Here is a 20332-nt window from a genome sequence, read left to right as displayed (position 1 = left end):
CCGCGGTTCCGGCCCATCTGCCGCATGGACAGGGATCGCCGTCAGGCCGCGAGAGGCGCGCCCCAAACCGACGGAGACCATCATGAACCTTGCCCTTCCCATCGACGATGCCTTCGAGCCCCATCACGGATCTTCTCCGACCGACCGCTTCATTTATGAGATGCAGATCTACGGCCATCGCCCCTTCCAGGACGAACCGGACCCGCGCCCGCTGCCAGAGGAGCCGCTCGTCCAGTCGGCGCTGACCGCCATGTTCGACACCCTCGTCGAAATGCTCGGGGACACCCGTCTGGAGCCCGATCTCGAAGACCTGCTCTGGTCGGTGGTCAACCTCTTCCACCGCGCCGGTGAACGGATCCAACGTGAGCTTCAGCGCAATGAGGATAGTCAGCGCAACGGTCAGCGCGAGCAGGACGGCTCGGAGGTCAAAAGCGTCGAGCTTGAGCGCCTCGTCGCCGAAGGCATCACGCTGCTGGAACGCCGCAACGCCTTCGAGTTCATGCGCGACTATGCGGGCGACCTCTTCGAAGCCCAATGCGGGTCGGCATGGCGGCCGCGGACGGGCTCCAAGGTCAGCCACGCCAACATGACCGCGGCGATGATCGACTCCAGAGACTTTCTATCCGCCCGCCGCCGCGCCGAGACCGAGGTGCTGATCCCGGCAGGCACCAAGATCGCCTTCGGCGGTGGCATCGACTACAACGATCATGAACGAATCTGGGCGAAACTCGATCAGGCCCTGACGAAATATCCTGATATGGTGCTGCTGCATGGCGGCTCGCCGAAGGGCGCCGAACGCATTGCCGCCTGCTGGGCCGAGGCGCGCAAGGTGACGCAGATCGCCTTCAAGCCGAATTGGACGAAGCACGCCAAGGCGGCGCCGTTCCGCCGCAACGACGACATGCTCTCGGTCATGCCGGCCGGCGTCGTCATCTTCCCCGGCTCCGGTATCACCGGCAATCTCGCCGACAAGGCCCGCAGACTCGGCATCTCCGTCTGGCAGGCGGCGGGAGATGGCGCGTAAGCGCCATCTGTCCATATGGGCTGAAGGCAATGCTTGCATTTCTTGAAAATTGTGTACACATTTGCGGCTGAAACGGAGCTTCGCCATGCCCCAATCCCGCCAGCAGATACCATCTCCCCGCCATGTCGGCGTGCGGGAATTTCGGGGCAACCTGACGTCCTTCCTCAAGCAGGTCGAAGAGGGGCAGCGGTTTGTCCTGACGTCCCATCACAAGGTTGTCGCCGAAATCGGGCCGCCGTCAGCGAACGCCGTCATGCGGAAACCCGGCGCGTTGCGCGGAAAGATCAAAGTTGCCGATGACTTCGATCGTCTGCCGGCGGATGTTCTGAAATCCATGGAAGATGGGACGTGAGGCTGCTGCTCGATACGCATGCCTTGCTGTGGTGGCTGAACGACGACGAGAGGCTTGGGAGCCATGCGCGTCGCCCTCTCCGCGATCCTCAACGCGATGTGCTCGTCAGTGCTGTCTCCCTCTGTGAAATCGCCGTGAAGCTGCGGATCGGCAGACTTGATGCCGGTATAGAAGAGATCCTTGCGATCTTGCCCGATCAAGGTTTCGGCCGGCTGGATATCACGGACGCGCATCTTATCGCTCTCGCTCCTCTTCCACTTCATCATCGGGATCCCTTCGATCATCTGGTCATGGCGCAAGCCGTGGCGGAGGGAGCGTATTTGGTTCGGAGGATCAAAATGTCGGGCTCTATGGCATTCCGTTTGTGACTTGCTCGGATCCTGTTGCCTTGTGATCTCACGCGGGTTTGGTTCCGCGGATGAGGCGGGCCCAGATCGTTGGCGGTCGCTTGCTTGCCATAGTGCTGTGCCTGGTGACCACCGACGGCCTTGATGGTCGGATGCGCGCGAACAGTAGGGAACGATCAGCATCTGCGTCCATGCTAACAGCTTCACTCGGGAATGTCGCACGGTCTGCAGGCGGCAATGCGGTCGCCGCGGCGACCTCCCCGATCAGCAGAGGAATGCTGTCGAGCCGGGTGCTCACCGCCTGCCGCAGCTGGGAGCGGGCGAGGGTTATTATGTTGATCGACATGCGCGCGAAGCGTTCAGGGGCGCGGCCGACATCCCGCAGCACTTGGACCGGGCGGCTACGATGGTTTGTCGCGGCATTCGATTGCCCCGAACCATTCCCGTTTTATGTCGCTCGTATAGACGACCGCCTGCTTTTGCGGCCAACCCCTGAAGGGGTAAGACTCGCCCGAATATTTTGCAAAATTCGATTTCGGTTCTTTGTCCTGGTGGAAAATAGAATTTTGCAAAATTTTCGATCGAGCTGACCGCAGCAGGTCGGCCGTCTCTTCGTGCGCCATCGGGAATGGTCCCGATCAACCGAAGGAGACAACACCATGGCCACCACGATCGCAACGCTCACGCAGAAGACCGACGGCATCCTCGAAGGCATCTTCGCCACCATCCGGGTCAACGCCCCCATCGCCATCGTCCCGAACGCTCAGAAGGCGAGCGAAGAAGCTCCTGACTACCGCGTCATCCACCGCAAGACCGGCTTCGAGATCGGCGCGGCCTGGAACCGCATCGCGCGGCAGACCGGCGAGGAATACCTCTCGGTGAAGCTCGAAGCCCCCGAGATCGGCGTGATCTTCGGCAACCTCGCACCGGCACCCGGCGGCGATCCGAGCAAGAAGGTGATCCTCTGGAACAACCCGAACTGAAGAGCAAAGCCAAGCGGCCCCGAGCAATCGGGGCCGCTTCCGCCGTTCCTTACTTTTCACGCGTTAGCGGGAGTGAAAGCGGGCGTCGAGCCCGCTTTCACTCCTCCTGTCGTGCCACACGAGACCAAGGACTGTCTGCTCAGATACTTGAAGTCTGCCGCGAGGCTCGCGCCGCCTCAAGGACTTCGCGGCCCCTCCAATTTTCAGCCGGCGCCCTGAGGGGCGCCGTCAGAAAATCGGTTCCTCCGCTCACCGGCTCCGCCGGTCGCTGACGCGATCCTCGACCCGGCCCGATCCTCACGACCCCGGGCGTCGTCTTTCACATCATTCAGGAGATGACGACGATGGCAATGGCACTCGAAATTCACGTTGAAGAACTGCGCGCCGAGCTCAGAAACGCCGATCCTGCCGAGCGCCGCCAGATTGAAGCGGAGCTCGAGATCGCTCAAGCCGAACTGAGGGTGGCAATCGCCGAGCATGTAGGCGTCATCGACCCTGCGCCGCCTTTCTGAGGGCGGCGTTTTGCCATGTCACCAGGCCCGGCCAACCGGATCGACCAGCTGGCCGGGCTCGAAGCTTCGCTTCGCACCATGATCATAATCGAGGATCAAGGAAGTCGCCCCAAGCGTGGCGTCATGCCAGTGCGCCGCGTCCGACATATGTCTTCGGTCTATAGCCGCGCGCCCGTTTCGTCCGGAGAAGATCGAGGAACATGCGGACTGCATCCTCTTCCCTGTCGAAGTGATGCACCATGGCCTGCCCAAACGTTCCTATGCGTCCCCATCGTCGCGTCAGGCAGGGCGTGCCGAACAACGTCGGTTCGATCGCGAGCGCGTAGAAGCGCGCCATATTTTTCGTCGCATCCGTGCGTTCGATGTAGAGCCGATATGGTTGAGCGAGCATGGCGGAAGAATCGTCGGATCCAGCTTTTGCGTCCAACGACACTTGTGAATCGGCTGGCCCTTTCCGATTCATTTTCGTGATGATGGCAGAAGGATTGTGATTTGGGCGAGTCCCCCGAAGGCCGCCCGGGCCCGGGTACTATTCGCTTCGCTCGCCGAGCCCGCACGCGGGTCTCCGCCTCCGGTCACGCCCCCTCTGGCATTTGCCCAGCCGCAGGGCGGGGATTCTACCCTCGACACTTCCTGCCGGCTCACGCCGGAAACGGTCGCGGCCCCTTCGGGTCCGCGGCTCTTCTTCTCTCTGACGTCCAATTTTACTCCAGCAAATCCGGCGTCAAGGACGGCGCGGTCTCCCCCAATTTTGCCGCAAGCGACAAAATCGGTTCCCCCGCTTGCGAGCCGCGTGCCGCGGTCCTTGACCCCTCTTTGCTAAGGAGTGGCCGATCTCCGTCATCAAGATGAAGGAGATCACATTATGACAACCGATCAGAACCTCATGCTCTACACCCAGCTTGCCGGTTTCCGGCTCGTCGTCCTGGCAAGCCGCTTCGGCTGCGACAGCGACTTCTCGCGAGAGCGTCACGATCGCCTGGTTGAAGGGCTCGAGGCGGCAATCGCTCGGATCCACATCATCATGGAGTTGGAACGAAGTGTTCTCGTCGGGGACGATGAATTCGCCGAATATCAGCTGGAGGGTGAGAACGAGATTTTCGGGCGCTTCACCATCAATCTACTGGACGATCTCGAATTTGATTGCGACACGCATGAATTCCGCGTCAACGGCGGCGAATGGACGAACGCTTTGGCCGTTGATGATAGTGGCGTCGATATCGATTTTCCGGAGCTGGTTTCGCTGAGTGAGGAGCTCGGTTCGCTGGCGCAGATCATCAAGGATATCAGGCTGGCAACGGCCATCACCATCTATGCGGGGCGCGCCGTTTGATCATGGTTGTTGCGCCATCTGAGAGGCGACAGACGAGGTTGCCTCTTGGTTGGCGATGGCCTCTGACATCGAGAGCCGAGCAACGATGGCTACGAGGTCTCATGCAATGTTGTAAATGCTGTATAGAACAACCGTAGTGGCAACGAAGGAGCCCATATGCCCAAGTCAACCGGTTCCTATTCAACCAGTGACCTCTCCCGTAAGTCCGGTGACATCATCGCCGAGGCGCTGCGTCAGCCCGTGACGATCACTCACAGGAACAAACCCCGTCTGGTTCTCCTCAATATCGAAGATTATCAGCGGCTGATCAGGCAGTCCGACCGACGCACCGTCGGCACCATCGAAACGATGCCCGACGAACTTTTTGCCGCGCTCGAAAACGCTGTCGAGGCCTATGCCGGCGAGGACGAGACGGGCCCCGCATCAACTACGATCACTGCACCGGTTTGACGAAACGATTGATCTTGGCCGCCTGGTCCATCTCCTTTCGCCGAAAATAGATCGCCCGACCGCAGCGGATCGGACTATGCCCTTGGACGATGATGATCTGCTCGTCCCTCCTCATCGACTGGGTGATCTCGTGCGGCATGATCAACGGCCGGCGCTGAAAATTGACGCTCTCCGACTTTCGCGACGCATTGTTCTTCGTGCCCCAGCCGATATTGCGGGAACTGCCTTTCACCTCCACCGTCATCTCGCCGCATTGTGCCGAGACGTTGCGGGCCGTGTCGAGCGCCTTGATCGCTGCGTAAGAGGCGAAAGCGCAGCCATCGATCCATGATGTCGCGCCATCCTTCCCGAAATGCCGCTCCAATTGTCCGACCGACTGGTACATCAGCATCATCGAGATGCCGTACTTCCGGCCGCGGTCGCGCGCCTCCTCGAGCACCCGCATGTAGCCGAGAAGATCGACCTCATCGAGCATGAACAGCGCCCGGCGCTGGAAGGCGCCATCTGCCTGCACCATCGCGTTGATCAGCGAGCCTATAATGACGCGTGCGATGCCGGGATACGAACGCAGGATCGATGCGGGGATGTTGAGGAAGACGTCCTTCTTGCCCGAGACGATGTCATTCGATTTGAACGCATTGCCGCAGACGAGCGCAGCATAGCTGTCGAGCGACAGCCACTGCGTATCCTTGGATGCGGTGGAATAAACGCCGCTGAAGGTCTGCTCGGTCATGTTGGTGAAGACGCCGAGCGTTTCGCGGATGAAGGCCGAAGTGGAATGCTCCTGAACGTCGCGCAGCATGGCCAGCACCGATGGCTCCGGTTCGGAAACGATCCGGCGGAGACTGCGCAAGGTTCGTCGTCCCTCATATTCCGGCGAGAGCATCACATGGGCGAGCAGACCGGTCAGGAGGTTGTGCGCCTGGTTCTGGAAGTAGGATCCCGTCGAGCTTTCGAAGCGCAGGCTCTCCGATAGCAGCATATGCGCAATGCCGACAATGTCCTCTTCCTTTTGCCTTGAGGCTTCGATCCCGTCGAGCACGTTGAAGCCCACGGTCGGGTCCGTGGGATCAAGGACCATGACCTCGCGCTCGAGAACGCGGGTTCGGTGCTCGGCCACCATTGGCGCGACCTCGGTGGAGGGATCGAGGCAGATCAGCGGCCCGCCATAGCGCAGCGCCGTCGGCACCACGTTGCTCGTCGTCTTGTATCCACCCGACCCGGCAAAGAACAGCATATGGGTGGAATCGAAGTCTTGCCTGTAGGTGAGCAAAGGAGCCTTGCCACCTTTTCCCCATGTCGCCGGATCGTTGGGATCGAAGGGCAGCGCATGGACGATTTCCTTGTCGACGCGGTAGCGTTCGCCGACGACGATTTCGCCATCGGGTGGAAAGAGCTTTGCCGCCGCGGACATCGAAAGCCAATCCGCGTCCCCGAAAGTTCCGTGCTTGGCCCGCGTCACAGGTTCGGGCACGACGGTCGAGATGCGCGCGGCCACCGCCACAGCCATGAAGCCCACCACCGCGCCGATGACGGCTACGAGATCCACGTAGGAAAGTGCCTGGTTCCATGAGACCGAGCCGCTCTCCACGGATGGACTGAGCCTGGCGAATTCTCGCAGCGCGTAGAAACCGGCCACAGCCAGAAAGCAGACGAGGCTCACGATAGCCACCGGCATGCGCCGGTGCAGCGGCAGAGCCCATACCGTCAATAGCCCCGCGAGCGGCCCAAACAGAAGCGCCGGCACGGGTGCGGCCCGCAGGAACCAATATCCCGTCTTGCCTGACATGCCAGCGGCCAGTTCCTGCCAACGCCAGCCGATGACATAGGCGGCAAAAGCCGTGACGGCGATCGGCACCAGAACCAGCAACAGGCTCGGGTACGATTTCCTTCTCGTGGTCATTCTGCCGCCTCCGCGATGAGCCGCGAACTGCCGTCGAGTTTGGGGATCTTGAATGCCTCCTCGCCGATATCGCGCAAGCGCCGATACTCTGATGAGCCCGTGCCGATCCTTGCCAATTCGAGAAAACCGCCGAGCAGGAACGCCCGGTCGACCTTTGAAAGCCCCGCCTTGACGACGAGGCCGCCGAGCAAAAACTTCTCGCGCGCCTCGTGCTTACGATCAGCCGCCATGAGAAACTTCCGCCGGCGTTCCAGTGACGCCAGCTGCCGGTCGACGCGGCGAAACAGATGCGCCGTCAGTCCCCTTCTCCTCTCGTTTGCGAAATCGCGCTGCGATCTCCTCGACGAGGCGATCGACCTCCTCGTCGGCGATCTCCATTTCCGCCAGCCCCGACTTCGTCGCGGCCCGCGCATAGCGCTCGGCGGACTTGGCGATCATCGCGCGTCTGCGCTCGCGCAGCTTCTCGATCTGGGAGTCAATGTCGGTGATCGATGATTTCGTGGCCATCAGTGAACTCATCCTTCCTGAAAATAACCTCAACGGCCAGTTATACTAGCTAGAACAAAATAGTTAAATAGGCTATTTTCCATCAATTCGAAAACGTCGCAGCCGGAAGTCCGGCTGATGGCCGTGTTCCGGAAAAGCGGCATCGGCCCTGCGGTCCGATCAGTTTGAGGGCGCAATATACGTCGCTGTGGCGACGTGCTTGGCGAGGTCTGGAGACGTCGGTGGCGATCATGTTCGTCAGAGCACAGATGATCAGCAGGGGAGCGGGACGCAGCATCGTCTCGGCTGCCGCCTATCGCCATCGCGCCCAGATGATGGACGAACAGATGGGAACGTCGTTCAGCTATCGCGGTGGGGCCGCCGAACTGGTTCATGAGGAGCTGGCGCTGCCCGAAGGGATCCCGGTCTGGCTGGTGTCGGCGATATCAGGCCAATCCGTCGCCAAGGCAAGCGAGGCGCTATGGAATGCCGTCGACGCCTTCGAGAAGCGGACGGACGCACAGCTGGCCCGCGAGCTGATCATCGCGCTGCCGGAGGAACTGACGCGAGCGGAGAATATCGCCCTGGTGCGCGATTTCGTCCGGGACAGTTTCACCGCGAAAGGAATGGTGGCCGACTGGGTCTATCACGACAAGGAGGGCAACCCGCATATTCATCTGATGATGACGCTGCGTCCGCTGACGGAGGACGGTTTCGGCCCGAAGAAGGTTCCTGTTCTGGGCGAAGACGGCAAGCCGCTGCGCGTCGTCACGCCGGACCGGCCGAACGGAAAGATCGTCTACGGGCTCTGGGCCGGCGACAAGGAAACGATGAAGGGGTGGAAAAGCGGCTGGGCGGAAACAGCCAGCCGGCATCTGGCGCTGGCCGGCCACGAGATCCGCCTCGACGGGCGCTCTTATGCCGAACAGGGTCTCGACGGCATCGCCCAGAAACATCTCGGTCCGGAGAAGGCAGCGCTCGCCCGCAAGGGGGCCGAGATGTATTTCGCGCCGGTCGATCTCGCCCGGCGGCAAGACATGGCCGACCGGCTGCTGGCGGAGCCCGAGCTTCTCCTGAAGCAGCTTGGCAATGAACGCTCGACTTTCGACGAGAGGGATATCGCCAAGGCACTGCACCGTTACGTCGACGATCCCATCGATTTCGCCAATATCCGTGCCCGCCTGATGGCGTCCGACCAGTTGGTCATATTGAAGCCGCAAGAGATCGACGCCGAGACCGGTAAGGCGGCCGCGCCGGCAGTCTTCACCACACGGGAGATCCTGCGCGTCGAATATGACATGGCACGGTCGGCTGAAGTTCTGTCGGATCGAAAGGGCTTCGGTATCCCCCGTGCCCAAGTGGCCGCTGCTGTTCAATACGTCGAAAGGGCCGATCCGGCAAAACCTTTCAAACTCGAGGCGGAACAGGTCGAGGGTGTCCGTCATGTCACCGGTAGCAACGCGATCGCCGCGGTCGTCGGTCTCGCCGGCGCCGGCAAGTCGACGCTGCTGGCTGCCGCACGTCTTGCCTGGGAAAGCCAAGGCCATCGGGTGATCGGTGCCGCCCTTGCGGGCAAAGCGGCGGAAGGATTGGAGGATAGTTCCGGCATCCAGTCGCGCACACTCGCCTCCTGGGAGCTGGCCTGGGCGAATGGGCGCGACACGCTCCATCGCGGCGACGTCCTTGTCATCGATGAAGCGGGCATGGTGTCGTCGCAGCAGATGGCCCGTGTGCTGAAGATTGCCGAGGAGGCTGCGGTAAAGGTCGTCCTGGTGGGTGATGCGATGCAACTGCAGCCGATCCAGGCTGGTGCTGCCTTTCGGGCGATCTCGGAGCGAGTTGGCTTTGCCGAACTTGCCGGTGTGCGTCGCCAGCGCGATCATTGGGCGCGCGAGGCCTCGCGGCTCTTCGCCCGCGGGAGGGTGGAGGAAGCGCTCGACGCCTATGCCGCGCATGGCCGTCTGGTCGAGGCGCAAACACGTGACGAAATCATCGGCCGTATCGTCTTCGACTGGACGGACGCGCGCAAACAGGCAGTCGAGAAATCTGTTTCCGGGGGAGATGAAGGCCGGCTGCGCGGCGATGAGCTCCTTGTCCTTGCCCACACCAATGACGACGTTCGCAAGCTGAACGAGGCCTTGCGTGAGGTCATGAGGGCGCAGGATGCGCTTTCTGACAGCCGGACCTTCCAGACCGATCGCGGAATGAGAGAATTTGCCGCCGGCGATCGCATCATCTTCCTGGAGAATGCTCGTTTCCTGGAGCCGCGCGCCCGTCGTCTCGGTCCGCAATATGTCAAGAACGGCATGCTCGGCACAGTCGTTTCCACCGGCGACACACGGGGCGATCCATTGTTGTCGGTGCATCTCGACAATGGCCACAAGGTCGTCTTCAGCGAAGACAGCTATCGCAATGTCGATCACGGCTATGCCGCAACGATCCACAAATCGCAAGGCGCCACGGTCGACCGGACCTTCGTGTTGGCGACCGGGATGATGGATCAGCATCTGACCTATGTGGCAATGACCCGGCATCGCGATCGCGCGGATCTTTATGCGGCGACAGAGGACTTCGCGGCGAGGCCGGAATGGGGCCGCAAGCCGCGTGTCGATCATGCTGCCGGCGTCACCGGCGAGCTCGTGGAAACCGGAGAAGCCAAATTCCGGCCCGACGACGAGGATGCCGACGAAAGTCCCTACGCCGATGTGAAGACGGATGACGGTACCGTCCATCGTCTCTGGGGCGTGAGCCTGCCGAAGGCGCTCGAGGACACCGGCGTCTTCGAAGGCGACACTGTCACGCTGCGCAAGGACGGCGTGGAACGGGTCAAGGTGAGCGTTCCCGTCGTCGACGAGGAAACGGGTCAAAAGCGTTACGAGGAGAGGGAAGTCGATCGCAACGTCTGGACGGCCAAGCAGATCGAAACCGCCGAGGCTCGTCGGGAGCGGATTGAGCGCGAGAGCCATCGGCCTGAGATGTTCAAGCAGCTTGTCGAGCGCCTGTCGCGCTCCGGTGCCAAGACCACGACGCTCGATTTTGAAAGCGAGGCCGGTTATCGCGCATATGCCGACGACTTCGCCCGGCGCCGCGGGATCAATCATCTTTCGTTGGCCGCAGTCGAGATGGAGGAAAGCCTTTCCCGGCGCTGGGCGTGGATTGCCGCAAAAAAGGAACAGGTGGAAAAACTCTGGGAAAGGGCGAGCGTGGCGCTCGGCTTTGCGATCGAGCGGGAACGGCGGGTCGTCTACAGCGATGACCGAACTGAATCCCACGTCGTCTCGGCTGCAAGCGCTGGCGAAGCACGCTATCTGATCCCGCCGACCACTTCCTTCGTCACGAGCGTCGAGGAGGATGCGCGGCTGCTGCAGCTTTCGTCCCCGACCTGGGCGGAGCGGGAAGCGATCCTTCGACCGTTGCTGGAGAAGATCTATCGCGATCCAGATGCAGCACTTGCCGCCCTTAACGCGCTGGCATCGGATGCCGGCGCCGAACCGCGCAAGCTCGCCGACAATCTTGCCGCAGAACCCGATCGGCTTGGCCGGCTGCGCGGCTCCGAACTCATCATCGACGGGCGGGTGGCCCGCAACGAGCGTAGCGCTGCAATCTCGGCTCTGGAGGAACTGCGGCCGCTAGCACGGGCCCATGCGACCGAGTTCCGCAGGAATGTTGAACGATTCCACGAACGCGAGGAGATACGTCGAGGGCATATGGCGTTGTCCGTCCCGGCGCTCTCCGAACATGCGATGGCGCGGCTTATGGAGATCGAGGCGGTACGCAGCCAAGGCGGTGACGACGCCTATAAGACGGCCTTTGCGATTGCCGCCGAGGATCGTTCGGTCGTGCAGGAGGTCAAGGCGGTCAGCGACGCATTGACCGCTCGCTTTGGCTGGAGCGCCTTCACCGCGAAGGCGGATGCGGCTGCCGAGCGTAACATTGCCGGGCTCATGCCGGAAGATCTGATGGCTGGCCAGGGTGAGACACTGATCAAACTGTTCGAGGCCGTGAAGCGTTTTGCCGACGAGCAGCATCGTGCCGAACGGCACGATCGTTCGAAGATCGTTGCGGCTGCCAGTGCCGTATCGAATAAGGAGCCAGAGATGGAGCCAGGCAAGGAGAATGTGACCGTGCTGCCGATGCTTGCTGCCGTCACCGAGTTCAAAACGCCGGTCGAAGTGGAGGCGCAATCGCGTGTGCTCGCAGCTCCGCTCTACCATCAACAGCGTGCGGCATTGGCCAACGTGGCAAGGACGATCTGGCGCGATCCGTCCGGGGCCGTCGCAAAGATCGAGGAACTGCTGCAGAAGGGTTTTGCTGCCGATCGCATTGCCGCCGCGGTGTCCAATGATCCCACTGCCTATGGTGCGCTGCGCGGTTCCGAGCGCCTCATGGATCGGATGCTGGCCTCTGGCCGGGAGCGGAAAGAGGCAGTGCAGGCGGTGCCGGAAGCCGCCGTCCGGTTGCGCTCACTCGGGTCGTCCTATGTCAATCTGCTCGATGCAGAACGACAGGTCATTAAGGCAGAGCGACGGCGCATGGCGGTCGCTATTCCCGGTCTGTCGAAGGCAGCGGAAGCGGCGCTCGAGCAACGGATGGAAGCGGCACGGAAGAATGGTCGCAAGCTGAATAACTCGGCGGCGCCGCTCGATGTAAACATCCGCCGGGAGTTTGCCGCCGTCAGCAAGGCGCTCGACGAACGCTTCGGGCGCAATGCCATTCTGGGCGGCGAGAAGGATCTCATCAATCGCGTGCCGCCGGCGCACCGCCAGGCCTTTGTGGCGATGCAGGAGAGGTTCAAAGTCCTGCAGCAGACGGTCCGCATGGAAAGCAGCCAAGACATTGTCTTGGAGCGTAACCAGCGGGCCGTGCGCCGGGGCCGCGGCATCGATTTTTGAAGACCGTCGAAGAAGTCAATGATTCGGCCGGAACGAAGAGCCAAATTGGGGTGGCGTCGAGCAATCTACGATGCGCACGTTATCGCGGGCCTTTACCCTGCAGCAACGTCTCACTGAGGATGTTGATGTCGACGCTCGGATAAAGCTCTTCCAGCGGTAGACCTTGGTTCGGGTAACAGACGCCGGCCCCATTCACCTAACGCAGCATGCCACCCTACGCAGGCACCCCGGGATCTGGCAGCCACGCCGGAGTGTCGGGCTCAGCATGCAGAATGCGCCACACGTCGACGTGGTTGGCTTCAAGACAGAAGACGATATATGGGAAGGCCTTCAGCGTCATGCTGCGTAGATCGGACAAGCCCAGTTCATATGCGTAGCGCAATGAACCCGATGCAGGATGCCTTGCGATCAAACCAAATGTCGACTCCGCATCGATGAAGTTAATCGCAACTTGAGTGCCGCTCTCGCGAGCATAGTAGTCCACGGCATTCTCGACATCCCTGCGGGCCGACTCGCGGGGGACGATAGATTTTACGGTCACGTGGAGCTTTGCCGCGAGGCGCGGGCTCGCAGACTATCGAAATAGGCGGCATCGACCGGTTCTGTCGTTTCGGATGAAGCACCCTCAAGCAAGAGATTACGCAAATGCTGCCGATCTTTGTCGCGGCGGATCAGTTCGCGGACGTATTCACTGCTGGTGCCATAGCCTCGCCCGGCGACCTGCTGGTCGACGAACTGCTTCAGGTTATCGGGCAGGGAAATATTCATAGTGCTCATCCGGCCAAGATAGCGAGGTTGGCAAAATTTGGAAGGTCGTCGACATAGGTGCCGCCTTCACGAAATTAGACGGCAGGTTTAAATATCCCCGAGTCATCTCGGCGCGACACTGCGTCATGTCCATGAGCGGGTACGTTCAACTCACGATCGAGCGGTTGCAAAATGACGATCAAGCCCGAACCAACCGGCCAGCTATCCGACGGTAGTCTTCGGTAACGTTCCTGATGGGCCGGCAGAATTATGGGTTGTTCATCCTGCCGTATCCGTAGGCCAAGCGCTTGTCGACCACACGAAATGGGATGCCATTCCAGGAAACAATTTAATCGACATCGCGGAACTGGAGGCGAGTTCCCACAAGCTGCCTTCGATGAGCGCCCGGATCCCATAGGTGGTCACGAGGTTCCGAGCCGAAACCCGAAAGAACAGGCCGTCGCCGGTCAATGTGATGATCGCACGTCCGTCCTCAAAAGTAAGAATCCGGTCAGATCCCTGAGTGACGATTGCATCACAGAAATCGCGGATCCACGTACAGATCCTCTCCGCAACACATGGCGCGTCGGTGACTGCGACGAAGGCTTCGGCAACATGATGGCGCATTGAAATCCTTTTCAGTCGTCCTTGCGTAACACCGTCATCAATCTTCATTCTGGGAAAGGAGCTTGATGTACCTGGGTAGCGGTTCAAAAACTTTTGACTTCAGATGCATCTCCGCGAGGACGCCGGCGAAATCTCCAAAACCCGGCAGTGCTCGGCAATCTCGATAGCCGTCGGATCGCCGAACTAATCGTGTTCGGTGTCATCCCGCACGTGAATGCGCGTTATGTTAGGATCGCCAATGTCTCGATACATAGCTCCGGTTGGCACTGTCTTTAGGTGATTAAGTGCCAGGATCTCCTACCCTCGCTCCTTCGTCATTGAAGAGAAGAAGGGATAGCGTTTCATAGACATATTCCGTGGGGATCGCTGGTTTGATCAGGCCCGAGATGAAGCGTTCGACGTTTGATAGGCTGTTGCTCGCGACGAGCGTGCAGAAATTTCCGCTATTCCAGGTCACAAAGCAGTGCTGAAAATGGCGCTTGATGGCATCCGACATCTCCGCAAGCGTAACCTCGTTCCGATTCATGACGGTTAGCACCGCCGCCTTTTTTTCGATGATATCGGTTGGGCCGAAGAAGCGGGCCTTGAAGCCGTGATCCTTTTGCAATTCGCGGCGCTGATATTCAGCGATGTCAGGGTTTTTGAACTTTTCGACGAAGAAGAAGAGACCATCATTCCTTAGATGCTGCGACACAAATTCGATCTGATCGGGCCGGTTCGGTGAATACATCTGGAACGTCGTATCCTCGAAAATGATGTCGAAGCCTGAAGCGAACTTGCTGAGCTCCTGTCGCGTCCGCAGCAGATCTTTCCGGAGGTGATGGAAGGGGCCGTGAAAGAACGTGGCATGCGGAGGCTCGCCGTACGCCATGAAGCTTTGATAGTTTTCCACGTTGGGACTGCATGACAGGCTTTCGATACGGCCTTCGGCCAACTCAGAGATCGTCCGTGCCATAGTACCTTCCGCTGTGCCCAGCGAATAAAGGTTGAGCGGTCCGGACATGCCCTGACAATATCGGAGAATTGCGTGTCCAAGACGGCATTCTTCCTCCAGCCGGTAGGGAATGCTTGCATGGTAATGTTGATCGAAAGGTCCGCGGCGCCGTTCATGAAGGAGGATGAAGCGGTCCAGAAGCCCATCATCGCCAAGCAGTCTCCGGTCCACATGAGGCTGCTTGATAGGATTTCCCGACCGGCCCGCGGCCGTTGCCCCAAAGAAGCCGGCGAGCTCGTTCAACCGCGGAGCCCGTTCGCATTCTTCAAAAAATGAGGAGAAGTCCCGCATGTCGTGCTCCATTGATTCGACACGCATCGATGCTCCCGTTGCCAAGACTGATGTCTGCCGTTCGACGGGAGAAAAAGCATCGTGCCAGGGCACAATTGCAGGCGGTCGCTCCTGTAGCCGTCACAATCCGGTTATTCTTTCAAAAAACCGTCATAAAATTTTGCGTTGCAGCCGCCAGATGGAATCCCGCCATAGTTTGTAGAAAAGAATGCCGCCGGTGAACGGGGGTTCGTTAGAGATTAAGGAGTTATGAATGTTCGGTCCTGCAGCGTTTGACCCCGATATCATGAGACGCGCAGAACATACCCCAATTGCCCATGAGTATGAGTGCTGGCGATCCGTGCGCGCGGACGTCGTCCGCAGGAGCGGTGTGGGCCAGCAGGAAACAAACCTTGCCGCAGAGAACCATGCTATCCTCTTGAACATGCTTGGCGCCGCAAAAGCGGGCGAAGATTTTGTGGATGGCCGCAGAGTCGCATTTTCGCAGAGGCCGGCCGGGTCGCTCTCATTCATTCCGGCGGACCACAATTGGAGCGGCTGGGACGATGGCGATCCGACGGCGTCCTACCTGTTCATCACCATTGGCAAGAAATTCATCCTGGAGCAGTTTGAGGGTGTACCGGGTGCGGATCTTGACCGGCTCGCGCCGAAAATCGGTTTTGAGGATACGTCAATCCAATATGCCGCCCGCAGCATCCGCTCGGAAATCGGCCAGCGGGATGCCCTGAGTCATATGATCGTCGAGAACCATGCGCGGACGATCTTCGGCCGGCTGTTCCGCAGCTCGGGCCAGAGGCGATATTATGTCAAAGGCGGGCTGCCACCGACGGTCCTGAAACGCTTGATCGCCAGGATAGATGCCTCATTGGACGGGTCTTTGAGCTTGGCCGAACTTGCCCACGAGGCAGGTTTAAGCGAGCATTACCTGTCGAAGGCGTTTCGGCTTTCGACAGGTCTTCCGCCACACGCCTTCATCGTTCGAAGACGAGTGGAGCGGGCGAGTGAAATGCTCCGCTGCTCCAGCCGCCCGATAACGGAGATCGCCTATACATGCGGCTTTTCCAGCCCCAGCCATCTTGCTGCAGCTTTTCATCGTGTGATCGGCATCACCCCAAGGCAATATAGAGCTGACTGGAAGACATAAGCCCGTCAAGGCGTTCCAGTGGATTACAGCTGGATTTTGAAAGTGGGATGTCGCTTGATCCTTTAGCCTCACCGGCACGCAAGCCCTGCGTCTCCATTTCGGCGGCACCCAGATGATTCAAGATGCCAATATTGCACCGAACCTCGTGCGGAGCTTCTTTCTGACAAGCGCCTTTTTTGCTGCAACTGGCCGCAACGCTTACTATGTCGGTGCAATTTGGATGCTAGCGGCGTCGGCCAGCAATGCTGGCTCGATTGCTTTATTTCTGGCTCTTGGGAGCATCTCAGAATTTGTGGCGAGTGCGCCGGTTGGATACCTAGTCGATCGTTTCGATCGCCAGAGCCTCTGTATGGCGAGCGACTGGATCAGGATCGCAATCTTGCTGACGACATCTGCTGCGTTCGTCTTGCAAGAGCCGGACTACGTCCTTTATGGCTCAGTGATTTTCTTTGCCGCGGCTGATCGGCTGTATCTTACGGCCTCCTCGGCAATGGTGCCGGCGATCTCAGGATCTGAGAGGCTGATGGCCTTCAATTCACAGGCTTATCTCGCTATGCAGGCGGGCAACATGCTGGCGGCGATAGCGACCGGATGGGTGCTGAGCGCAAGGCCCGGAACGGCATGCTTCCTCTTTGCCACCGGCACATTCGCGGTTTCGATGCTCAGTATGTGGCGGGCCGCGATCCGCAATCGGATCTTGACGGTCGATCGCCCCCGCCCGGCGCAAGCCCCACCGGAAACGTCCAAAGGCGAGGAGACAGGCCGCGTGCCGCCGCGTCTAGTTCTCAACTATGTGTTGATCTACGTTATGGGTATGCTGATCAGCGCGCTCATATCAAAATTTGTGCTCAAGGAACTTCAGGGCACCTCGCTGGAGTTCGGCATGCTGGAGTTTTATTGGGCTGCCGGTGCAGTCATCAGCATGCTGATCCTAACCTTCAGACGGTTCAGCAAGGTCGGTGGCCGGGTCACTCCGATCATCGTCCTATTGTCGGGCGTGGCCATGGCAGCATTCTATCCGACGCGGAATCTGGACATTGCTAGCGTCTTGATGGCGCTTCTCGGCGCCGGTTATAACCTGTCGCGGGTACTGATCGACGTCGAGATGCAGAGGCTCGTATCAAGCGAGAAGCTCGGACGAGCGAAAGGTTGGGTACATGTTGCCTGTATGGGTTTCAGCGTGCTTGTCTATGCGGGCCTCGGGGTTTCCGGAGACGCGCTGGCTCCGTCGGCGGTGTTCCTTGCTTTTGGAAGCGGAATGATCGCCGTCATTGCCGCCGGCTATGGACTTCACTTGGTGAGAAAAAGAGCCTCATCACATCGGAGCATGCCGATATGACGGGATCCATAGATGCTGAAATTCCGGTTGTTTCAAAGAATGACGTGTTGGAATTTATCGGTATACTGTTTCCCTGGATCGCCGACTACCGGCGGCGGCCCCTGGTAGACTATGCTCGGGCCGCTTTCCACCCCGAACCGGCTGCAAGCAGCTGTGATGCCAGGCGCCACGCGATGTCGCTTCTTCAGCGATGTATCCGCGCGGCAGCTGGGAATGCGGGCTTCGCGGACCACCGGGCCGATTCCATTGCGGCGGAGATCGCCAATGCTCCAGTTATGCAGGCCGGCCCGCACCTGCATTTGTTGATCGAGCCGGACGCCTATTACACGCATCTCTTCAGCCTGATGGGGTTGAGCGCACATCGCCGTTCGGCCTACGTCTCTTATGCGGTATCGACAGTCAAGTTCGTCGAGAGGGGCCGAAAGGGGCCCGGTTGGTTAAAACTCGATGGCGAGGCGATCAACGTCTTTGGGCTAAGCCGCAGCCACATGATCCCCTATAGCGTTCTCGCGCGAAACGGCCCCTATCGCTTCGCCCTCAAAAACGTCGACCGCGCCCATGGGGACGGAGATCTGGTCGCGCGGCTGCGCTCCGAACTGCCGCGAGGCGAATTTCCGTCCGCTGCGCTGGCGATCAAGCAGGCCAATGCATCCCTGTGGAAGCGATATTTCGATCCGGGCATTGATTTCCTGCAGATCGATGATGAGGATGTCGCCGACCTCGTGGTCGAGCATCTTCATGATGAATCATCCTGGCTCGCCCGGAATATGTTTGGGAAAGGTGGGTTTATGCAATGTCTGCTATCCTCCACCGAGGCTCTTGCCGACAGTCATTGGCAGGGCTGGCTCAAGAACACCACGGACCTGTTTTGGGGTAACGATCGCGGCCGTCTCTTTCCGTTGCGGCTGACGGATTTCCGGCTTGAGGCGAGAGCGGCGGAGGATTTCTCACTCGAGTTCTCTGCTGAAGCGGTGATTGAGGCGCTGCGGTCCCGCAAGATCATCCCGAACCTGTGTTTGATGTTCATCGTCACGGCGATATTGCCGGGCGTACGTGTGCTCGGCGGCAGTCGGCACACCGTGTATTACCCTCTCATGCGCTATGCCTTTTGCCGCTCGCTCGCTATGAGCGGAGATCGCGAGTTGCGCACCACAATCGCCGCCGACCGAAAACCGGGTATCTGGGGGCATCGCGTGCTGCTGGAGGACGCCGAACCCTTCTCGGTGCTCGATATGCTGGGGCCGGGCAATATCGAGGCAGTGCTCAGGAAATATGGAAGCCTGTCACAGGAGGAAGCCTGCGGCGCCCTCGAAAGTTTCGTTGGCGATCCCTTATGGGCTTGGTTTAAGACCCGCCATGATGATGGGCTGGTGGACGTGCGCGATCCCGAATGGGCATTTTCGTAGCGCACTTCGACGTCAATGGCGGTCAGTTTTCTGCGCTATCTATCAAAGATCCCAAAAGCCGATAATCCGAAGATGAACCTTTTGACAAGCGGTGATGCGCGTACAACGAAGTCCGAGGCGGTCTCAACCCTATTCGAAACGCGATAAAGTCCATAGGGCCTTGTAGGGATCGAAACCCAGAATTTCCGATAGTTCCAAAAATTCGATGACGTCAACTCTGCGCTGGCCGCTCTCCAGCCGAGCGACGAAAGACTGATATTCTCCAAGTTTTTTGGCAAGCTCAATCTGCGTCAAGCCGGCGGCTTCGCGCTTTTCGATTAACAGCGCAATGAGCGCCTTATGTCGTTCCGTGCCGAGTGTCTTCGCCACGTATTCACCCATCAGCGATTGAGATGGGCTCTTGTGTTATATCTGATTTTCAGTTATCTTAAATTCAGATATTTTTGACGCTCCGCGATCTTAGGCGCTGCTGGCTTGCGTGTGGACGCATGGAGCGATGAATCAGGAGCAACCCATGATCGAGTAAAAACCGTAAACGAAAACGTGTCGCGATACTTGGCAGGATGGCACTCTCGCAGGGATCAGATAACCTTTCGCTTTCGCCCGGAACGAAGAGACGGCGGTCGCCCGCCGTTGGAGTCGACGTCCGCAAAAAGCTCAGAGACATTTACTGACAAGACTCGTGCGAGGGCTTCCAATGTCGCAACGGTGACGTTTTCTCTGCCCCTTTCGACCCGCCCAACGTATGAACGGTCAATTTCGGCCTCCAATGCTAAACGCTCTTGGGAGAGGCCTCTATCCACTCGCAGTCGCCTAAGATTCCAGCCAATGGTCCGCCGCACGTCCATCTTCCAACAAATGCATATTGGCGGCTTGACAATCGACGGACTGATAGTCCCTAATTAATTCTATCTTGGCGCGAAATTCGCCGAAAAATGGCCTTGTACCGAGGACCGGTTTGGCACTGCAAGGCATGAGACTCTCTGACGTGGAGATACGCGGCAATGCATGATCGGGTCACAAAGCGGTTCATTGGCAAGTCTCAGCCCAACGCGTTCCCGGCTGAAGACCGCAGTAATCAAGTGACACACCGGGTCGATATCCATGTGGGCCAGCAGCTTCGCATCAGGCGGGTTCATTCCAACCTGTCGCAAACCGAACTCGGTCAGAAAGTTGGCCTGAGCTACCAGCAGGTCCAGAAATATGAGAGTGGCAAGAACCGCATCAGTGCGTCGATGCTCTATGACATCGCCGGCGGTTTGAATGTGCCAGTGGGCTGCTTTTTCGACGGGCTGCCGCAACCAGGTTCAGGGGAGAGCGCGACTGTCGCACCCGAGGCAGATGAGCGTATCGCTTATCTCGCCACCGCGGAAGGACGCCGCTTTGTTGAGGAGATGCTTCGTCTTCCGCCCAAACTCAGGACCCGCACACTTGCGGTGATCAGGGCAATCGCCGGAGATGAGGACAAAGCCGAAGAAGATTGATGGTCCATTGATGCTGGC

General features: G+C 59.4%; 22 protein-coding genes and 1 pseudogene. 12 read left to right on the top strand and 11 right to left on the bottom strand.

All coding sequences use genetic code 11. The annotated features are described in order from the left end of the window. The first annotated feature begins 82 nt into the window (after positions 1–82). The 3 genes and pseudogenes from ATY29_RS16275 to ATY29_RS16265 all read left to right on the top strand — a co-directional run bounded on the left by ATY29_RS16275 (position 83) and on the right by ATY29_RS16265 (position 1770). Positions 83–1024, top strand: coding sequence for a DUF2493 domain-containing protein (locus tag ATY29_RS16275; RefSeq protein ID WP_025418183.1), 942 nt, complete (start codon positions 83–85; stop codon positions 1022–1024). Positions 1025–1109: 85 nt separating this feature from the next. Further along, complete coding sequence (locus tag ATY29_RS16270; RefSeq protein ID WP_097536952.1) at positions 1110–1376, top strand: type II toxin-antitoxin system Phd/YefM family antitoxin; 267 nt, start codon at positions 1110–1112, stop codon at positions 1374–1376. Then, a pseudogene (locus tag ATY29_RS16265) lies at positions 1373–1770 on the top strand (type II toxin-antitoxin system VapC family toxin). The gene ATY29_RS16270 and the pseudogene ATY29_RS16265 overlap by 4 nt, the downstream one beginning before the upstream one ends. A 354-nt stretch (positions 1771–2124) precedes the next feature. Here the strand turns inward: ATY29_RS16265 and ATY29_RS16255 are convergent. Beyond that, positions 2125–2346 (bottom strand): hypothetical protein, encoded by a 222-nt coding sequence (locus ATY29_RS16255; protein ID WP_097536902.1) that lies wholly within the window; start codon positions 2344–2346, stop codon positions 2125–2127. 36 nt (positions 2347–2382) lie between these two features. Between ATY29_RS16255 and ATY29_RS16250 the strand changes: the two genes are divergently transcribed. Then, on the top strand, positions 2383–2706 hold the full coding sequence (locus ATY29_RS16250) for a DUF736 domain-containing protein (protein ID WP_003571613.1): 324 nt from the start codon (positions 2383–2385) through the stop codon (positions 2704–2706). Positions 2707–3050: 344 nt separating this feature from the next. Then, positions 3051–3218 (top strand): hypothetical protein, encoded by a 168-nt coding sequence (locus tag ATY29_RS36920; protein ID WP_165779437.1) that lies wholly within the window; start codon positions 3051–3053, stop codon positions 3216–3218. 121 nt (positions 3219–3339) lie between these two features. Here ATY29_RS36920 and ATY29_RS16245 read toward each other — a convergent pair whose 3' ends face one another. Then, entirely contained in the window at positions 3340–3609 is a 270-nt protein-coding gene (locus ATY29_RS16245; RefSeq protein WP_097536951.1) for a WGR domain-containing protein, read from the bottom strand. 474 nt (positions 3610–4083) lie between these two features. Here ATY29_RS16245 and ATY29_RS16235 point away from each other — a divergent pair, with 474 nt between their 5' ends. Further along, complete coding sequence (locus ATY29_RS16235) at positions 4084–4551, top strand: hypothetical protein (RefSeq protein ID WP_097536901.1); 468 nt, start codon at positions 4084–4086, stop codon at positions 4549–4551. 156 nt (positions 4552–4707) lie between these two features. After that, the gene (locus tag ATY29_RS16230) at positions 4708–5001 is read left to right on the top strand and encodes a type II toxin-antitoxin system prevent-host-death family antitoxin (protein WP_097536900.1); all 294 of its coding nucleotides are present in this window, start codon (positions 4708–4710) and stop codon (positions 4999–5001) included. On the opposite strand, the gene traG is transcribed toward ATY29_RS16230, so the two are convergent. From traG to ATY29_RS16215, 3 genes are read right to left on the bottom strand one after another with little or no spacing between them, the layout of a single operon-like run. After that, the gene (gene traG, locus ATY29_RS16225; protein WP_097536899.1) at positions 4985–6904 is read right to left on the bottom strand and encodes a Ti-type conjugative transfer system protein TraG; all 1920 of its coding nucleotides are present in this window, start codon (positions 6902–6904) and stop codon (positions 4985–4987) included. The genes ATY29_RS16230 and traG overlap by 17 nt on opposite strands. Then, the gene (locus tag ATY29_RS16220; RefSeq protein ID WP_097536898.1) at positions 6901–7134 is read right to left on the bottom strand and encodes a conjugal transfer protein TraD; all 234 of its coding nucleotides are present in this window, start codon (positions 7132–7134) and stop codon (positions 6901–6903) included. The genes traG and ATY29_RS16220 overlap by 4 nt, the downstream gene beginning before the upstream one ends. Next, the gene (locus tag ATY29_RS16215; RefSeq protein ID WP_097536897.1) at positions 7124–7411 is read right to left on the bottom strand and encodes a TraC family protein; all 288 of its coding nucleotides are present in this window, start codon (positions 7409–7411) and stop codon (positions 7124–7126) included. The genes ATY29_RS16220 and ATY29_RS16215 overlap by 11 nt, the downstream gene beginning before the upstream one ends. Before the next feature lie 221 nt (positions 7412–7632). Here ATY29_RS16215 and traA point away from each other — a divergent pair, with 221 nt between their 5' ends. After that, on the top strand, positions 7633–12282 hold the full coding sequence (gene traA, locus ATY29_RS16210) for a Ti-type conjugative transfer relaxase TraA (protein WP_097536896.1): 4650 nt from the start codon (positions 7633–7635) through the stop codon (positions 12280–12282). A 214-nt stretch (positions 12283–12496) separates the two neighbouring features. Here the strand turns inward: traA and ATY29_RS16205 are convergent, their stop codons facing one another. The 4 genes from ATY29_RS16205 to ATY29_RS16190 all read right to left on the bottom strand — a co-directional run bounded on the left by ATY29_RS16205 (position 12497) and on the right by ATY29_RS16190 (position 14941). Next, complete coding sequence (locus ATY29_RS16205) at positions 12497–12766, bottom strand: type II toxin-antitoxin system RelE/ParE family toxin (protein ID WP_425299329.1); 270 nt, start codon at positions 12764–12766, stop codon at positions 12497–12499. A 53-nt stretch (positions 12767–12819) separates the two neighbouring features. Beyond that, positions 12820–13059: a type II toxin-antitoxin system ParD family antitoxin gene (locus ATY29_RS16200; RefSeq protein ID WP_097536894.1), complete on the bottom strand. Its 240-nt coding sequence runs from the start codon at positions 13057–13059 to the stop codon at positions 12820–12822. A gap of 249 nt (positions 13060–13308) precedes the next feature. Beyond that, positions 13309–13704, bottom strand: coding sequence for an SMa0974 family conjugal transfer regulator (rctB, locus tag ATY29_RS16195; RefSeq protein WP_133118200.1), 396 nt, complete (start codon positions 13702–13704; stop codon positions 13309–13311). Between the two features lie 232 nt (positions 13705–13936). Then, the gene (locus ATY29_RS16190) at positions 13937–14941 is read right to left on the bottom strand and encodes a class I SAM-dependent methyltransferase (RefSeq protein ID WP_097536950.1); all 1005 of its coding nucleotides are present in this window, start codon (positions 14939–14941) and stop codon (positions 13937–13939) included. Positions 14942–15194: 253 nt separating this feature from the next. On the opposite strand from ATY29_RS16190, the gene ATY29_RS16185 reads away from it, so the two are divergent. From ATY29_RS16185 to ATY29_RS16175, 3 genes are all read left to right on the top strand, one after another. Continuing rightward, the gene (locus ATY29_RS16185) at positions 15195–16085 is read left to right on the top strand and encodes a helix-turn-helix domain-containing protein (RefSeq protein WP_165779436.1); all 891 of its coding nucleotides are present in this window, start codon (positions 15195–15197) and stop codon (positions 16083–16085) included. 112 nt (positions 16086–16197) lie between these two features. Beyond that, a complete protein-coding gene (locus ATY29_RS16180; RefSeq protein WP_097536891.1) occupies positions 16198–17424 on the top strand; it encodes an MFS transporter in 1227 nt (408 codons plus the stop codon). Further along, entirely contained in the window at positions 17421–18830 is a 1410-nt protein-coding gene (locus ATY29_RS16175; protein ID WP_097536890.1) for a hypothetical protein, read from the top strand. Before ATY29_RS16180 ends, ATY29_RS16175 begins: the two co-directional genes overlap by 4 nt. 129 nt (positions 18831–18959) lie before the next feature. Here ATY29_RS16175 and relB read toward each other — a convergent pair whose 3' ends face one another. Both relB and ATY29_RS16165 read right to left on the bottom strand, forming a co-directional pair. Then, positions 18960–19211, bottom strand: coding sequence for a type II toxin-antitoxin system RelB family anti-toxin (gene relB / locus ATY29_RS16170; protein WP_097536889.1), 252 nt, complete (start codon positions 19209–19211; stop codon positions 18960–18962). Positions 19212–19411: 200 nt separating this feature from the next. Then, positions 19412–19678 carry a helix-turn-helix domain-containing protein gene (locus ATY29_RS16165; RefSeq protein ID WP_097536888.1) on the bottom strand — a complete coding sequence of 89 codons (267 nt, stop codon included), beginning with the start codon at positions 19676–19678 and terminating at the stop codon, positions 19412–19414. A 156-nt stretch (positions 19679–19834) separates the two neighbouring features. On the opposite strand from ATY29_RS16165, the gene ATY29_RS16160 reads away from it, so the two are divergent. Then, on the top strand, positions 19835–20314 hold the full coding sequence (locus tag ATY29_RS16160; RefSeq protein ID WP_097536887.1) for a helix-turn-helix domain-containing protein: 480 nt from the start codon (positions 19835–19837) through the stop codon (positions 20312–20314). Positions 20315–20332 lie beyond the last annotated feature (18 nt).

It is taken from the genome of Rhizobium hidalgonense, from assembly GCF_002914525.1.
Classification (GTDB): domain Bacteria; phylum Pseudomonadota; class Alphaproteobacteria; order Rhizobiales; family Rhizobiaceae; genus Rhizobium; species Rhizobium hidalgonense.
Note: the sequence above shows the minus strand (reverse complement) of the source record. Positions and strands in the feature narration are given on the sequence as shown.